This window comes from Streptomyces kurssanovii (genome assembly GCF_040677245.1).
GTDB lineage: Bacteria > Actinomycetota > Actinomycetes > Streptomycetales > Streptomycetaceae > Streptomyces > Streptomyces kurssanovii.
Genome location: NZ_JBFAQK010000096.1, coordinates 1 through 15,468, shown reverse-complemented (window position 1 = coordinate 15,468; position 15,468 = coordinate 1). Strand labels below are relative to the sequence as shown.

Genomic DNA, 15,468 nt, shown 5'->3' with positions numbered 1-15,468 from the left:
GCCTGGCGGCCGTGGGAGGTGCCCCCAGGCGGGCTGGATTTCCAGCCCCGCCGGCGATTGAGGCGCGGGGGTCCGGGGGCGGAGCCCCCGGTTTCGGGAAGGGGCGGGGTGGGGAAACGGCCCCGCGCAGCGGAGCCGTCAGCCGCGCTCCAGGAACGGCTCCAGCAGCCCCGGCACCGCCTCGGACGCGAACGTCAGGCCCTCCCCCTCCGCGGCGTCGTAGACGCCGTACGCGCCCGCGCCCGCCGCCGTGGTGGCCGTCAGGGTGATCAGGCCCGCGCGGCGCTGGAAGACGGAGCGACGGACCGTCCAGCCGATCACGCCCGACCGCTGCAGTGCGACCGTGCTGCGGCGGACGGTGCCGGAGCGGGTGACGAGGTAGTCGCCGGCGATCCCGTGGCCGAGGGCCCGGTACGCGTCGAGGGCGAGGAGTACCGCGACGGGAACGCCGACCGCCGCCCAGGCGGCCGCGATCCACAGGAGCACGGGTGTGAGCAGTGCGCCGAGGAGCGCGAGGACCGTCGCGGGGAGCAGCGCCGCGCTCAGTGCCCAGCGCACCCGTCTGCCGCGCGCGGCCCGCGGGTGGGGTGTCAGGAGGGCTTCCCGTGTCGGGGAGGCGGATTCGCGGAGCACCTGCGCGGCGACCTCGTCGGCCAGCACCCGTGGCACCACGGGCAGCAGGACGTTGATGTCGGCGTGCTTGTCCTGCTGGTCCTTGACGAGGCCGGTGGCGACGGCGTCCAGCCTCGCGGCGCCGAAGAGTCTGACGCCCAGCGGCTCGACCAGGTCGACGCCGCGCAGCCGGCGCTCCTCGATGGATATCGAGCGTGCCGTGAACAGGCCCCGCCGCACCCGCAGTGTGCCGCCGGGCTCCCGGTCGAGCCGGTAGTTCCACCACATCTCGATCCAGAGCCCGACCGCGCCGATGACGCCGGCGACGAGCGCGGCAGCGGCCAGGGTGACGATGATCCAGACGAGCGGGGTGTCCCTGAAACGGTCGCCGACCCATTCGATGACCTCGGCCTGTGCCCCGAACCACTCGCTGACCTGCATCACCGCGCCCGCGGCCGCGCCGCCGAGCAAGGGGGCGACGAAGGAGACCGGCGCGTAGCGGATCCAGGCGGGATCGAGGACGGCGAGCGCGCCGTCGGGGTGGGCGGCCGCCTCACGCGGGGCGCTCCTGGCCAGCAGCTCGAGCCGAAGCCGTTCGCCCTCCGCCCGGCTGACGGCGTCGAGTTCGAGGGTGGACTCACCGCCGACGGCGTGCTCGCCCGTGCCGATGCGGACCTTGACGAGTCCGAGGACGCGCAGCAGCACATTGGCGGTGAGGTCGACGCTCCGGATGCGTTCGCGGGCCAGCGAGCGGCGCTTGACCAGGACCAGTCCGGTGTGGAGTTCGGCCCGCTCCGGTCCGATGCGGTAGCGGGTGCGCTGCCAGCGCACCAGGTCGGCCCCGGTGCCGGCGCCGACCAGCAGTGCGGCACCGGCCAGTACCCAGCCGAGGGCCTTCCACAGCGGCATGCCACCCGCGAGGCCGAGGAGTGCGGGGAGCCCGGCACCGGCCGCGAAACCGGCCAGGACCATGGCGGTCACCAGGACCGTGCGCCCGTCGAGCCGCCGCCACTCCTCTTCCGGTGCGCTCACGTCGCGTCCCCGGGCGTGGCCCGGGTGATCCGGGTCAGGCTCTCCGCGAGTGCGGCGGCGACCTCGTGGTCGAGTCCCTCGATCCTGACGGCGCCCTTGGCGGAGGCGGTGGTCACCGTGACGGTGGCGAGCCTGAACGCCTGCTCGAGCGGCCCTCTGACCGTGTCCACGGTCTGGATGCGGGACATGGGCGCGATCCGCCACTCCTGCCACAGCGCCCCGGTGCGGACGTACACCGCCTCGTCGGTGACCTCCCAGCGGTGCACGCGGTACCACCAGGCGGGGAAGAACGCGGTGCAGGCGAGACCGGCGACGGCGATCACGCCTGCCGGGACCAGCAGCCAGCTGCGGGCAGGCTCGATGAAGGCGCCCAGCACGGACAGCACGAGGGCCGGTACGGCGGCGGTCAGCAGGACCTGCGTGCGCCACCAGTTGACGGCCCGTTCGTTCAGCCGGTTGTTCGGCGGCCGCAGCCGCACCGTGTTCTCCCCCGCCATCAGGTCACCGGCCGCGCAATGTCCGGTACTTGCCGGCCAGCGTCGCGGTGGAGCTGTCGAGCTGCTCGCCGCCCTTGCCCTCGGTCAGCACCGGCTCGATCTTCTTCGCGAGGACCTTGCCGAGCTCGACTCCCCACTGGTCGAAGGAGTCGATGTTCCAGATGGCCCCCTGCACGAACACCTTGTGCTCGTACAGGGCGATCAACTGGCCCAGCACGGAGGGCGTCAGGTCCTCCGCGAGGATCGTCGTCGTCGGGTGGTTCCCCTTGAACGTCTTGTGCGGCACCAGTTCGTCCGCGACGCCTTCCGCCCTGACCTCCTCGGGCGTCTTGCCGAAGGCGAGGGCCTGCGTCTGGGCGAAGAAGTTGGCCATCAGCAGGTCGTGCTGCGGGACGAGTCCGGCGAGCAGGCCGGGGACGGGCTTGGCGAAGCCGATGAAGTCCGCGGGGATGACCTTCGTGCCCTGGTGGATCAGCTGGTAGTACGCGTGCTGGCCGTTGGTGCCGGGGGTGCCCCACACGACGGGGCCGGTCTGCCAGTCGACCGGATTGCCGTCACGGTCGACCGACTTGCCGTTCGACTCCATGTCGAGCTGCTGGAGGTACGCGGTGAACTTGGACAGGTAGTGCGAGTAGGGCAGCACCGCGTGCGACTGGGCGTCGAAGAACGCCCCGTACCAGACGCCCAGAAGGCCCAGCAGCAGCGGGGCGTTGGCCTCGGGGGGCGCGGTGCGGAAGTGTTCGTCGACGAGGTGGAAGCCGTCGAGCATCTCCCGGAACCGGTCGGGGCCGATCGCGATCATGAGGGACAGGCCGATCGCGGAGTCGTACGAGTACCGGCCGCCGACCCAGTCCCAGAACTCGAACATGTTGGCCGTGTCGATGCCGAAGTCGGAGACCTTCTCGCCGTTGGTGGACAGGGCCACGAAGTGCTTGGCGACCGCGTCGGGGCCGACCCGGAGGTTGGTGAGCAGCCACTCGCGGGCGGAGGTGGCGTTGGTGATCGTCTCGATGGTGGTGAAGGTCTTCGAGGCGATGATGAAGAGGGTCTCCGCCGGGTCCAGGTCCCTTACGGCCTCGTGGAGATCGGCCCCGTCGACGTTCGAGACGAAACGGAACGTCAGGTCCCGCTCGGTGTAGGAGCGGAGCACCTCGTACGCCATCGCGGGCCCGAGATCGGAGCCGCCGATACCGATGTTGACGATGTTCCTGATGCGCTTGCCGGTGTGGCCGGTCCACTCGCCGGAGCGGATCCGCTCCGAGAAGGCGGCCATCTTGTCCAGCACCGCGTGGACGTCCGGCACCACGTTCTCGCCGTCGACCTCGACGACGGCGTCCCGCGGGGCACGCAGGGCCGTGTGCAGGACCGCGCGGTCCTCGGTGGTGTTGATCTTCTCGCCGCGGAACATGGCGTCCCGCAGTCCGGCGACGTCGGTGGCGGCGGCCAGTTCGCGCAGCAGTGCCAGCGTCTCGTCGGTGACCAGGTGCTTGGAGTAGTCCAGGTACAGATCGCCCACCTGGAGGGTGTACCTGCTGCCGCGCTCCGCGTCCGCCGCGAACAGCTCCCGCAGATGCGTCGCGCCCAACTGCTCGCGGTGCTTGCCGAGAGCGGTCCACTCGGGCATCCGGTTGAGCCTGGTCTTGCCTGCGTTCATCTCGGACATCAGCCCACTTCTTCTCGTACCTGCCTGCATGCCCCGCTGCGGTTCCAACCTAATTGATCAGGCCGGTCGGTGAGGCGTCGGCGGGGCGGCGCACGAGAAGCGGCCCGGTAAAGAGAAGTCCGGCCGTCACCCTTTTCGGGTGGCGGCCGGACTCAAGAACTAGATCTCGCCCCGCAGTTTGGCGAGCGCTTCCGCGAGAATCGCCTCGCCGTCCGCGTCGCTGCGCCGCTCGCGTACGTACGCGAGGTGCGTCTTGTACGGCTCGGTGCGCGGCGGGTCCGGCGGATTGTCCCGGTCCTGGCCGGCCGGGAACCCGCACCGCGGGCAGTCCCACGTGTCGGGGACCTGTGCGTCACTGGCGAAGCTCGGCTGCGTCTCGTGCCCGTTCGAGCACCAGAAGGAGATGCGGAGGCGCGGCGCGGACTCGCCTCGCTCTGCCTCGCCCATCGGCCCCGCTCCGACCCGGCTTCCCCGGATCGCGTTGCCACTTGCCACGGTCGTAACTCCCTGCGTGATGGTGCTGCACAGCGTCTCACAGCGGCTGCGCCGCGAGTGCCCCAGTCTACGTAAGGCCCAACGCTCGTCCAGTGATTGGAGTTACACCCCAGCTCGGGACGCGGAATCGGTGGGTCAGCTGTCCAGCTTCATCAGCAGACCAAGTACGACAATGCACGCGAACCACAGCAGACCGACCACGACGGTGATGCGGTCGAGGTTCCGCTCGGCCACGGAGGAGCCACCGACAGAGGACTGCATTCCGCCACCGAACATGTCGGAAAGACCGCCGCCCTTCCCCTTGTGCATCAGCACGAGCAACATCAGCAGCCCGCTGAAAATGATCAGGGCGATCGAGAATCCCATAACCACGGCTGGACCCTACTTCCTGGCAATTCTCTTGGACTCAATACGGACGACGGGGGCCCGGGCTCGTTGTGTGAGCCGCAGGCCCCCGCAAGGGTACGCCGGATCTGCGCTACCGCATACTCACTGGTCGCGGAACCGGACGATCTTGACGAACTCGTCCGCGTCCAGGGCGGCCCCGCCGACCAGGGCGCCGTCCACGTCGGGCTGAGCCATGATCGCGGCGACGTTGCCCGCCTTCACCGAGCCGCCGTACTGGATCCGGACCTTGTCGGCCAGCTCCTGGGAGTACAGCTCGGCGAGGCGGCCGCGGATCGCACCGCAGACCTCCTGCGCGTCCTCGGGGGTGGCGACCTCTCCGGTGCCGATGGCCCACACCGGCTCGTACGCGATCACGATGGTCTCGGCCTGCTCGGCCGGGATGTCCTTCAGGCCGCCGTCGAGCTGGGCGAGCGTGTACTCGACCTGGTTGCCGGCCTTGCGGATGTCCAGGCCCTCGCCGACGCACAGGATCGGGGTCAGGCCGTGCTTGAAGGCCGCCTTCACCTTGGCGTTGCAGATCTCGTCGCTCTCCGCGTGGTACTGGCGGCGCTCGGAGTGGCCCACGGCGACGAAGGTGCACTTCAGCTTGGCCAGCATCAGGCCGGAGATCTCGCCGGTGTAGGCGCCGGAGTCGTGCGCCGAGATGTCCTGGGCGCCGTACTTGATCTTCAGCTTGTCGCCGTCGACCAGGGTCTGGACGGACCGCAGGTCGGTGAAGGGCGGAAGGACGGCGACCTCTACGGCGTCGTAGTCCTTGTCGGCCAGTGCGAAGGCGAGCTTCTGGACGTGCGCGATGGCCTCGAGGTGGTTGAGGTTCATCTTCCAGTTGCCCGCCATCAGCGGGATGCGGCCCTGGTCAGTAGCAGTCATGCGGGGTCAGTCCTCCAGTGCGGCAAGGCCGGGGAGCGTCTTGCCCTCGAGATATTCGAGGCTCGCTCCGCCGCCGGTCGAGATGTGGCCGAACGCCTTCTCGTCGAAGCCCAGGATCCGCACGGCGGCGGCGGAGTCGCCGCCGCCGACCACGGAGAAGGCCGGGGAGTCGACGAGCGCCTGGGCAACGGCCTTGGTGCCCTCGGCGTAGTCGGGGTGCTCGAAGACGCCCATGGGGCCGTTCCAGAAGACGGTGGCCGCGTCGGCGAGCTTCGAGGCGTACAGCAGGCGGGTCTCCGGACCGATGTCCAGACCCTCCTGATCGGCGGGAATGGCGTCCGCGGCGACGACGGCCGGGTTGGCCGGCGCCTTGGTCTTCAGGTCCGGGAACTCGGACGAGACCAGCACGTCGACGGGGAGCACGAACTCCACGCCCTTGGCCTTGGCACGCTCCAGGTACTCGCGCACGGCCGGTACCTGGTCCTCCTGGAGCAGCGAGATGCCGACCTCGTGGCCCTGGGCCTTGAGGAAGGTGTACGCCATGCCGCCGCCGATGAGGATGCGGTCGGCCTTCTCCAGCAGGTGGTCGATGACTCCGAGCTTGTCGGAGACCTTGGCGCCGCCGAGCACGACGACGTAGGGCCGGCTGACGTCCTCCGTGAGCTTCTTGAGGACGCCGACCTCGGTGGCGATCAGGAAGCCGGCGGCGTGCGGCAGCCGGGCCGGGAGATCGAACACGGAGGCGTGCTTGCGGTGCACGGCGCCGAAGCCGTCGCCGACGTACACATCGGCGAGGGCGGCCAGCCGGTCCGCGAAGGCGCCGCGCTCGGCGTCGTCCTTGGAGGTCTCGCCTGCGTTGAAGCGGAGGTTCTCCAGGACGGCGACCTGGCCGTCCTCGAGGCCGGCGACGGCGGCCGTGGCGGACTCACCGACGGTGTCGGTCGCGAACTCCACGTGCGTGCCGAGCAGCTCTCCGAGCCGGGCGGCGGCCGGGGCCAGCGAGAAGGCTGGGTCCGGGGCGCCCTTGGGGCGGCCCAGGTGCGAGGCGACGACTACCCGGGCCCCGGCCTCCGCGAGCTTGGCGATGGTCGGCTGCACGGCCCGGATGCGGCCGTCGTCGGTGATGGTCGTGCCGTCGAGCGGCACATTGAGGTCGGCGCGGACGAATACCCGCTTGCCCGCGACCCCGTCGGCCAGCAACTGGTCGATGGTCTTCATGTTTTACGGCTCCTCGGAGGGCTGCACGCGCGACAGGGCTCGAACGGCGCCACTTTGCGCTGCCCGAGCCCTGTGCTCACATCTTTGTGCTCTCGTTGCAGATCAGGTGCAGATCAGATCAGACGCTGCTGATCAGAGCTGGTTGCCCACGAAGACCGTAAGGTCCACGAGGCGGTTGGAGTAGCCCCACTCGTTGTCGTACCAGCCGAGGATCTTCACCGACTTGCCCTCCTGGACCATGGTCAGCGAGGAGTCGAAGGTGCAGGACGCGGCGTCGCCGACGATGTCCGAGGACACGATCGCGTCCTCCGTGTAGAAGAGGATGCCCCGCAGGTCGCCGTCCTCGGAGGCCTTCTTGAACGCGGCGTTGACCTCGTCCTTGGTGACCTCACGCTCGAGCTCGACAACCAGGTCGGTGGCCGAACCGGTCGGGACCGGGACGCGCATCGCGATGCCGTCCAGCTTGCCCTTCAGCTTCGGCAGGACCAGGGCGGTGGCCTTGGCGGCACCGGTGGTCGTCGGGATGATGTTCTCCGCGGCGGCGCGGGCGCGACGCAGGTCGGAGTGCGGGAAGTCCAGGATCCGCTGGTCGTTGGTGTAGGCGTGGACCGTGGTCATCAGACCCTTGACGATGCCGAAGTTCTCGTCCAGAACCTTGGCCATCGGCGCCACACAGTTGGTGGTGCAGGAGGCGTTGGAGATGACGTGGTGGTTGTCGGCGTCGTACTTGTCCTGGTTGACACCCATCACGATGGTGATGTCCTCATCCTTGGCCGGAGCCGAGATGAGGACCTTCTTGGCGCCGCCGGCGATGTGCTTCTCGGCGTCGGCCTTCTTGGTGAAGATGCCCGTCGACTCGATGACGATGTCGACGCCCAGCTCGCCCCACGGAATGTCGGCGGGGTTGCGCTCGGAGAGCACCTTGATGGTGTGGCCGTCGACCGTGATGGTGTCGGCGGTGTGGCTCACCTCGGCCTTGAGACGACCGAGGATGGTGTCGTACTTCAGCAGGTGGGCCGTGGTCGCAGTGTCACCCAGGTCGTTGACAGCCACGATCTCGATCTTCGCACCCTGCTCCAGCAGCGCGCGGAAGTAGTTACGACCGATGCGGCCAAAGCCGTTGATGCCTACGCGGATCGTCACGAACCGATCTCCTCGTTGGTACGCCGGTTTTCGACGCCGGCGAGTTGTATGGGATGTCCCCGACCGCCTACGACCCTACCCCCCTGAAGGCCCCGTAGTGACATCGAGATGCACTGTGTGGGACACGGTGGCCCGTACCCGTCAGTAGCATTTCTGGCCACCGCGTCCCGCACCGGATCGCGGGGCGTTCACAGCGTCGCCCCGCGCCCGGTCACGCTCTTCTCAGCGCCGCAGCGCCCTGAGTGCCGCGGCGACGATCCGTTCACGGTCGGCCGCCGTTCGCACATGCTCGAGGCCGAAACCGATCAGCACACTGTCGCGCGTGCTCACCGCCGACGCGGACGGAAACAGGTCCTGGCTGCGCTCCCAGTTCCCCCGCAGGGCGGGGCTGCCCTCGGGGGGACCGGCGGCCGTCCAGGGCTCCAGCGAGGCCTCGAAGCCCTCGAGGGGCTGCTCGACGCCGCCGGTGACGAGCCGGGTGTCGTCGACGAAGACACCGCGGCCGCCGTCGCTCGGGTCGGTGACATAGGAGACGGAGACCTCGATCCGCTTGCCCGCGTAGGCGCTCAGGTCGAAGGAGGCCGCCCGCCAGCCGTCGGACGCCCCGGTGAAGGAGTTCCACGCGCCGGTGGTGCCGCTCGCCGTGCACGTGTCCTCGCCGAGCGTGAGGTAGTGCCGCAGGAAGGGGTGCTGGTCGATGTAGAAGCCGCCGTCGCACTGGGCCGGGACCTCGGTGGACGTGCCGCCGCCGGTGTCGGGAAGCGTCGTCCAGTCGTCCTGGCCGACGGTGTGGACCTCGACGGCGGCGTTGTCGTAGCCGGGCTCCGTGTCGAAGCTCAGCCGCATGTCCAGGGCGGGCCGGTCGGCGGCCGCCGTGCCGGTCAGGTCGATCGTGCGGGAGAGCCGCGCCCACGAGGAGTTGCGGTGGGTGACCGCCGCGTACCACTCACCGCCGTACGGCGAGAACGGCATCCTGACGCCCGGGTAGTCACCCGCGGCGGCGCTGTCGAACTGCGGGAACTCGTCCGGCGGCAGGGTGTCCGCGGTGATCGTGTAGGCGCCGGCCGCGTCCAGCGGGTTGCCCGGTGCGCCCCCGAGGGCGCCGGAGGCACCGGTGAGGCGTCCCGTGCCGAGGAAGCCGGTCACCCCGGCGAGCGAGGCCCGGCCGGAGGCCCCGAGGTAGTACTGCGAGAAGTCGTCGCTCAGCGCCCCGCCGAGGTCGGCGTCACCGCCGGCACGCTCGCCCATGGAGACGAGCTTGCCGCCCTCGTTGAGGTAGGCGCGCACGGCCTGCGTGGTGGTCCAGGACGGCTCGGCCGCGCCCGAGTACCAAAGGACCGTCCTGAAGTGGCCGAGGACCGCGAGGGGGTGCGGGGCGCCCTGCGTGGCGACGTCCCAGACCGCGCTGCGGTGACCGTTGGCGGCGAGGGCGCGGGTGTAGGCGGCGGTGTGTGCGGCGGCGGCCGTGCCGCCCTCTTCCGCGATCACCAGCGTGTCGCCGCGCGGCCGTTCGGCGACGGTGTACGTGAAGTGCTCGCTCGCGGTGCGCTCGCCGCTCCTGGTCCTGCCGGTGAACCACACCTCGACGCGGTCGCCCGGCTCGGCTCCCTCGACCTCGGCGCGGTACTCGTCGAAGTGGAGGTTGTCCTCGCCGCCGAAGCGCTCGCCGCCCTTCCAGGGACGCAGCTCCTCGTCGTGCGTGCGACCGCCGTTGATGCGGTAGTTGAGCTCCTTGTCGCGCAGCGACCTGCGGGCGGTGACGGAGACCTCCTGGTCGGCGCCCCGCGCGTAGGAGGTGGCGAAAGTGTCGGGGGTGAAGTCCGCGGCCGTGAGGCCCACCGCGGAGGACGGCTGGTCGGGGTGGGCCGCGGTCTCGGCGACGGAGAGCGCGAACGGGATGTTCTTGGCGAACTCCTGCTGGATCAGCCGCTCGTCGTCGGGGAAGGTGAAGATGGACGCGCAGTCAGCGGCGTTCCACTCGTCGTCGGGGTCGACGCGCGAGGCGGTGGCGCAGGTCGACATCTCGGGGGTGTACATCATCATCCCGTTGACGTTGGCCGCGTGGCCGTCGGCCTCGCCGTTGGTGGTGTAGAGCTCGGAGGAGAGCTGGGGCCGGTAGCCGGGGATCGCGGAGTTGTCCGGCGTGCCCGCGAGGGCCTTGTAGAGGACGTCGTCGGGGGTCGGAGTGGCGACCTGCCAGCCGACTCCGTACAGCAGCAGCTGGGCGGCGGAGTGGTAGTTGATGCCGTACTGGAAGCCGATGCGCTTCTGGAACCGGTCGATGGCCTTGGTCTCGGGTTCGGACCCGGGGCCGGTGCCGCGGTAGGTCTCGTCGAACGGGTCGGGTGAGGACCCCTCGTTGTCGTAGCCCCACTTGTAGGAGAAGTTGCGGTTGAGGTCGACGCCGTCGCCCGCGGTGATCCGCCCGTCACCGTTGTTGTCGCGGAGGTTCTTGCGCCACTGGCGCTCTTCGGTCCCGGTGAACGTGTGGTCGTAACCGTCGGGGTTGGCGGACAGGACGAACCACAGCTCGGTGGAGTCGATGATCTTCGTGATCCGCGGGTCCTCGCCGTAGCCGTCGAGGTAGTGGTGCATCAGCCGCCGGGTCATCTCCGGGGTGATCCACTCACGGGCGTGCTGGTTGGACATGTAGAGGGTGGCGGGCTTGGAGCCGTCGCGGTACCGGTCCGCGCCCTTGGAGATCTTGAGAGCGAGGATGTCCTGGCCTTTGACGGTCCGGCCGATGCTCACGACCTTGGTGAGGGCCGGATGGGACCTGGCGGTGTCGAGGATCTCGGCCTTGAGGCCGCCTTCGCCGCCGTACGGGCGGAAGACACCGTCGCCCGCGGCGGCGAGGTGCTTCTCCGCCTTGTCGGAGAGGGTGTGCTCGGTGATGTCGACGCCCTGCTCGCGCAGTTCGCCGGCCTGCCGCTCGGTGAGGTGGAGCTCGATGGTGGCGGATCCCTTGTCCGGGATCTGCTCGCCCAGTTCATGGCCGTCGGTGCCCGCCGCGAGGATCAGCGGCACCTGTTCCTTGCTCACTTCCGCGTGCCATACGGCGAGTTCTTCGCCGTTCCCGCCCCCGGAGTCGGCCTGCGCGATCGGCGCTGCCGACACTCCTGCGACCAGGAGTGCGGCAGCGGCGAGGATCGATCTCGCTCTGCGTCTCATAAGCCCCCCTTGCTGTTGTCTGCCAGGAAAGTGCTCGTGTCCGCCGTGATGACGGGCATGCGACAGGCTCATGACTCTCCATGATCATGTCAATAGGGCCACACCGGCCCCCGCGGGCTTGGAAACGACACTGCCGACGCCTCAAGAGGCGTCGGCAGTAGAGCTGTCGAGCTACATGCCAGGAGCGTCAGCCGACCAGACCGTCGGCCATCTCCTCCGTCAGATTCGACTCCGTACCCGGGATGCCCAGGTCCTGGGCGCGCTTGTCCGCCATCGCCAGCAGGCGGCGGATCCGGCCCGCGACCGCGTCCTTGGTCAGCGGCGGGTCGGCGAGCGCCCCCAACTCCTCCAGCGAGGCCTGCTTGTGCTCCATGCGCAGCCGGCCCGCCGCCGCGAGGTGCTCGGGCACCTCCTCGCCGAGGATCTCCAGAGCACGCTGCACCCGGGCGCCCGCCGCCACGGCGGCACGGGCGGAGCGGCGCAGGTTGGCGTCGTCGAAGTTGGCCAGGCGGTTGGCGGTGGCGCGCACCTCGCGCCGCATCCGCCGCTCCTCCCACGCCAGCACCGACTCGTGCGCCCCGAGCCGCGTCAACAGGGCGCCGATCGCGTCACCGTCACGGACGACCACCCGGTCCACGCCCCGCACCTCGCGCGCCTTCGCGGCGATCGAGAGCCGGCGGGCGGCGCCCACCAGCGCGAGGGCCGCCTCCGGTCCCGGGCAGGTGACCTCCAGGGAGGACGACCGGCCCGGCTCGGTCAGCGAACCGTGCGCCAGGAAGGCGCCACGCCAGGCGGCCTCCGCGTCGCAGGTCGCACCCGAGACCACCTGGGGCGGCAGGCCCCTGATCGGACGCCCCCGGCCGTCGACCAGACCCGTCTGGCGCGCCAGCTGGTCACCGCCCGCCACCACGCGTACGACGAACCGGGAGCCGCGGCGCAGACCGCCGGGAGCCATGACCATCAGCTCCGAGCTGTGGCCGAAGATCTCCAGGATGTCCCGTTTGAGCCGGCGCGCGGCGATGCCGGTGTCCAGCTCCGCCTCGATCACGATGCGGCCGCTCACCAGGTGCAGACCGCCCGCGAACCGCAGGATGGCCGAGACCTCCGCTTTTCTGCAGCAGGTCCGGGTGACGGGGAGCCGGGAGATCTCGTCCTTCACCGCTGCCGTCATCGCCATGGGCCGATCCTTCCATGCATCCGAAAAATACGGTCGTACGCGGCGGCCAACAGCTCCGGGTCGTGCTTCGGAAGTCCGTCGGGAGAGGCCACCGGAGCCAGCTCGACCGCGGCGCCCAGCCGCTTGGCGGCGTCGGCGAGGGACTCGCGGTCGGGCACTGCGGCCTCGTCGGCCAGCACCACGTCCAGGGCGAGTTTAGGCGCGTGTCGTCCCAAAACCTCCAAATGACGCTGCGGGGAGAAGCCCTCAGTTTCTCCGGGCTGGGGCGCCAGATTGAGCGAGAGCACCCGGCGGGCCTTCGTCTGGACCAGCGCGTCGAGCAGTTCGGGCACGAGAAGGTGAGGAATGACCGAGGAGAACCAGGAGCCGGGACCGAGGACCACCCAGTCGGCGTCCAGCACGGCCTCCACGGCCTCCGGGACGGCGGGCGGGTCGTTCGGCACGAGATGCACGGACTGCACCTCGCCGGGCGTGAGCGCCACGGTCGCCTGGCCGCGCACGGTGTCCACCTCGTCCGGGCGGCTCGGGTCGTGCCCGCGCACCAGCGCCTGGAGCTCGAGGGGAACGGCCGACATGGGCAGCACCCGCCCGTGCGCGCCGAGCAGCTTGCCGACCAGGTCCAGTGCCTGGACATGGTCGCCGAACTGCTCCCACAGCGCCACGATCAGCAGATTGCCGACCGCGTGCTCGTGCAGTTCGCCCTGGGACTGGAAACGGTGCTGGATGACCCGCGCCCAGGTCTGACCCCAGTCGTCGTCGCCGCACAGCGCCGCCAGGGCCTTGCGCAGGTCGCCGGGCGGCAGCACGCCGAGCTCCTCACGGAGCCGGCCGCTGGAGCCGCCGTCGTCGGCGACGGTGACGACCGCCGTGAGGTCGCCGGTGATACGGCGCAGGGCCGTGAGGGAGGCGGACAGCCCCATCCCGCCGCCGAGGGCGACGACCTTGGGCTGGGCTCCGCGCTTCCGGCCGGACGGCGTGCGCGTGGTTCTGCGCAGCCGCCGCAGCCGGAGGTTGCGTCCGGTCACTCGCGCCCCAGGTCCCGGTGGACGACGACGGTCTCGACACCGGCGGCGGACAGACGGGCGGCGAGCTTCTCCGAGGTGGCGACAGAGCGGTGCTTGCCGCCGGTGCAGCCGACGGCGACGGTCACATAGCGCTTGCCCTCGCGGCGGTAGCCGGCGGCGATCAGCTGGAGCAGCTCGGTGTAGCGGTCGAGGAACTCCTTGGCACCGGGCTGGTTGAAGACGTAGTTCGACACCTCTTCGTTCAGGCCGGTGAACGGGCGCAGCTCCGGCACCCAGTGCGGGTTCGGCAGGAAGCGCATGTCGACGACGAGGTCCGCGTCGACGGGCAGCCCGTATTTGAAGCCGAACGACATCACCGTGGCCCGCAGCTCGGGCTTCTCGTCACCCGCGAACTGGGCATCCATCTTGGCGCGCAGCTCGTGGACGTTCAGGCCGGAGGTGTCGATCACCAGGTCGGCGTCGCCGCGCAGCTCCCGCAGCAGGTCGCGCTCGGCCGCGATGCCGTCGACGATCCGGCCGTCGCCCTGCAACGGGTGCGGGCGCCGGACCGACTCGAAACGGCGCACCAGGGCATCGTCCGAGGACTCCAGGAAGACGATCCGGCGGGTGACCTGCTTGGCGTCGAGGTCGGCCAGGGACTCGCGGAGGTTGTCGAAGAACCGCCGGCCGCGTACGTCGACGACGACCGCGATCCGGGCCACGTTGCCCTGGGAGCGGGCGCCGAGCTCCACCATCGTGGGGATCAGCGCGGGCGGCAGGTTGTCGACGACGAACCAGCCGAGGTCCTCGAGGCACTTGGCGGCCGTACTGCGGCCCGCGCCCGACATACCGGAGATGATCACCAGCTCCGGGATGGCCACGTCCGCCGTGGTCTCACGGGGCTCGGTGCCGTTGCCCGTACTCACGTCTGCTGCTCCGTCTCCGTCGTGCTCACTCATGTCCTGCTGCCCCCGTCGCTCTCTTCAATGATCTCTCCTGTCGCGGTGTTCACGGCGGGCGCGGGCGCCGCCGCCTGCGCCAGCGCCACCACGACCGACTCGGCGGTCTTGCGGCCCATGCCGGGAACCTCGCAGATCTGCTCGATTGTCGCCTGCCGCAGTCGCTTGACCGAGCCGAAATGCTTGATCAGGGCCTGCTTCCTGGTCTCGCCGAGACCGGGGACCGCGTCGAGAGGGCTGGTCCTGATGCGCTTGGACCGCTTGGACCGCTGATAGCGGATGGCGAAGTCGTGAGCCGTGTCACGCACCCGCTGGAGGAGATACAGACCCTCGCTCGAACGCGGCAGGACCACGGGATCGTCCTCCTGCGGCAGCCAGACCTCCTCCAGCCGCTTGGCGAGGCCGCAGACCGCGACGTCGTCGATCCCGAGCTCGTCCAGGGCGCGCTTGGCCGCGGCGACCTGCGGCTGCCCGCCGTCGACGACGACCAGCTGCGGCGGGTACGCGAACTTCTTGGGCCGGCCGTCGTCCTCCAGCGCCTCGTGCGACGGATCGTCATCGCCGATCCACTCGCCGGTGCGGTCCTTCTCCGCGAGATACCGCTTGAAACGCCGCGTGATCACCTCGTGCATGGACCGGACGTCGTCCTGCCCCTCGAAGCCCTTGATCTGGAAGCGGCGGTACTCGCTCTTGCGGGCAAGGCCGTCCTCGAAGACGACCATGGAGGCCACCACGTCCTCGCCCTGGAGGTGCGAGATGTCGAAGCACTCGATGCGGAGCGGGGCCGAGTCCAGACCGAGCGCCTCGGCGATCTCCTCCAGGGCGCGGGAGCGCGTGGTCAGATCGCTGGCGCGCTTGGTCTTGTGCAGCCCGAGTGCCTGGAGCGCGTTGCGCTCGACGGTCTCCATCAGGGCCTTCTTGTCGCCGCGCTGCGGAACGCGCAGGGAGACCGCCGCGCCGCGCCGGCCGGTCAGCCACTCTGTGACCGCGTCCGTGTCCTCCGGCAGGGCGGGGACCAGGACCTCCTTGGGGACGGCGTCGCCGCTCTCCTCGCCGTACAGCTGCTGGAGCGCGTGCTCGACCAGCCCGGCCGTGTCCACGTTCTCGACCTTGTCGGTGACCCAGCCGCGGGGGGGGGGGGGGCCGGCCGCCCGGGGGGGGGTGATGTGGAAGGCGGGCGCCCGGAAGGGAGAGGGGGGGGGGGGGGGGGAGGGTTGAA

13 protein-coding genes are annotated in these 15,468 nt (G+C 70.2%); all 13 read right to left on the bottom strand.

All coding sequences use genetic code 11. From position 1 onward, the window contains the following. Positions 1–138: 138 nt before the first annotated feature. Complete coding sequence (locus tag AB0K36_RS33770; protein WP_364601497.1) at positions 139–1,584, bottom strand: PH domain-containing protein; 1,446 nt, start codon at positions 1,582–1,584, stop codon at positions 139–141. A 56-nt stretch (positions 1,585–1,640) separates the two neighbouring features. Next, a complete protein-coding gene (locus AB0K36_RS33765) occupies positions 1,641–2,141 on the bottom strand; it encodes a PH domain-containing protein (RefSeq protein WP_364601493.1) in 501 nt (166 codons plus the stop codon). 4 nt (positions 2,142–2,145) lie between these two features. Continuing rightward, positions 2,146–3,795 (bottom strand): glucose-6-phosphate isomerase, encoded by a 1,650-nt coding sequence (pgi, locus tag AB0K36_RS33760; protein WP_364601495.1) that lies wholly within the window; start codon positions 3,793–3,795, stop codon positions 2,146–2,148. Positions 3,796–3,963: 168 nt separating this feature from the next. Next, entirely contained in the window at positions 3,964–4,299 is a 336-nt protein-coding gene (locus AB0K36_RS33755; protein ID WP_003957010.1) for an RNA polymerase-binding protein RbpA, read from the bottom strand. Between the two features lie 135 nt (positions 4,300–4,434). Next, positions 4,435–4,665 (bottom strand): preprotein translocase subunit SecG, encoded by a 231-nt coding sequence (gene secG / locus AB0K36_RS33750; RefSeq protein WP_005318972.1) that lies wholly within the window; start codon positions 4,663–4,665, stop codon positions 4,435–4,437. 123 nt (positions 4,666–4,788) lie between these two features. Continuing rightward, positions 4,789–5,577, bottom strand: a complete 789-nt coding sequence (gene tpiA / locus AB0K36_RS33745) for a triose-phosphate isomerase (RefSeq protein ID WP_364601491.1) — start codon at positions 5,575–5,577, stop codon at positions 4,789–4,791. A gap of 6 nt (positions 5,578–5,583) precedes the next feature. After that, a complete protein-coding gene (locus tag AB0K36_RS33740; protein ID WP_364601489.1) occupies positions 5,584–6,795 on the bottom strand; it encodes a phosphoglycerate kinase in 1,212 nt (403 codons plus the stop codon). Between the two features lie 132 nt (positions 6,796–6,927). Beyond that, positions 6,928–7,938 carry a type I glyceraldehyde-3-phosphate dehydrogenase gene (gene gap, locus AB0K36_RS33735; protein ID WP_189472456.1) on the bottom strand — a complete coding sequence of 337 codons (1,011 nt, stop codon included), beginning with the start codon at positions 7,936–7,938 and terminating at the stop codon, positions 6,928–6,930. 222 nt (positions 7,939–8,160) lie between these two features. Then, complete coding sequence (locus AB0K36_RS33730; protein WP_364601486.1) at positions 8,161–11,109, bottom strand: M14 family metallopeptidase; 2,949 nt, start codon at positions 11,107–11,109, stop codon at positions 8,161–8,163. A gap of 187 nt (positions 11,110–11,296) precedes the next feature. Then, on the bottom strand, positions 11,297–12,286 hold the full coding sequence (gene whiA / locus AB0K36_RS33725; protein ID WP_005318962.1) for a DNA-binding protein WhiA: 990 nt from the start codon (positions 12,284–12,286) through the stop codon (positions 11,297–11,299). Beyond that, positions 12,277–13,311: a gluconeogenesis factor YvcK family protein gene (locus AB0K36_RS33720; protein ID WP_364601484.1), complete on the bottom strand. Its 1,035-nt coding sequence runs from the start codon at positions 13,309–13,311 to the stop codon at positions 12,277–12,279. The genes whiA and AB0K36_RS33720 overlap by 10 nt, the downstream gene beginning before the upstream one ends. Further along, positions 13,308–14,249: an RNase adapter RapZ gene (rapZ, locus tag AB0K36_RS33715; protein WP_364601482.1), complete on the bottom strand. Its 942-nt coding sequence runs from the start codon at positions 14,247–14,249 to the stop codon at positions 13,308–13,310. Before rapZ ends, AB0K36_RS33720 begins: the two co-directional genes overlap by 4 nt. Continuing rightward, on the bottom strand, positions 14,246–15,468 hold a 1,223-nt coding region (gene uvrC, locus AB0K36_RS33710; RefSeq protein WP_435877991.1), incomplete at its 5' end, for an excinuclease ABC subunit UvrC. The genes rapZ and uvrC, both read right to left, overlap by 4 nt.

Bases quoted from the DNA above. Each gene is read 5' to 3' on its own strand.
- AB0K36_RS33770 (WP_364601497.1), bottom strand. From the start codon at position 1,584: ATGGTCCTGGCCGGTTTCGCGGCCGGTGCCGGGCTCCCCGCACTCCTC.
- AB0K36_RS33765 (WP_364601493.1), bottom strand. From the start codon at position 2,141: ATGGCGGGGGAGAACACGGTGCGGCTGCGGCCGCCGAACAACCGGCTG.
- pgi (WP_364601495.1), bottom strand. From the start codon at position 3,795: ATGAACGCAGGCAAGACCAGGCTCAACCGGATGCCCGAGTGGACCGCT.
- secG (WP_005318972.1), bottom strand. From the start codon at position 4,665: ATGGGATTCTCGATCGCCCTGATCATTTTCAGCGGGCTGCTGATGTTG.
- tpiA (WP_364601491.1), bottom strand. From the start codon at position 5,577: ATGACTGCTACTGACCAGGGCCGCATCCCGCTGATGGCGGGCAACTGG.
- AB0K36_RS33740 (WP_364601489.1), bottom strand. From the start codon at position 6,795: ATGAAGACCATCGACCAGTTGCTGGCCGACGGGGTCGCGGGCAAGCGG.
- AB0K36_RS33730 (WP_364601486.1), bottom strand. From the start codon at position 11,109: ATGAGACGCAGAGCGAGATCGATCCTCGCCGCTGCCGCACTCCTGGTC.
- whiA (WP_005318962.1), bottom strand. From the start codon at position 12,286: ATGGCGATGACGGCAGCGGTGAAGGACGAGATCTCCCGGCTCCCCGTC.
- rapZ (WP_364601482.1), bottom strand. From the start codon at position 14,249: ATGAGTGAGCACGACGGAGACGGAGCAGCAGACGTGAGTACGGGCAAC.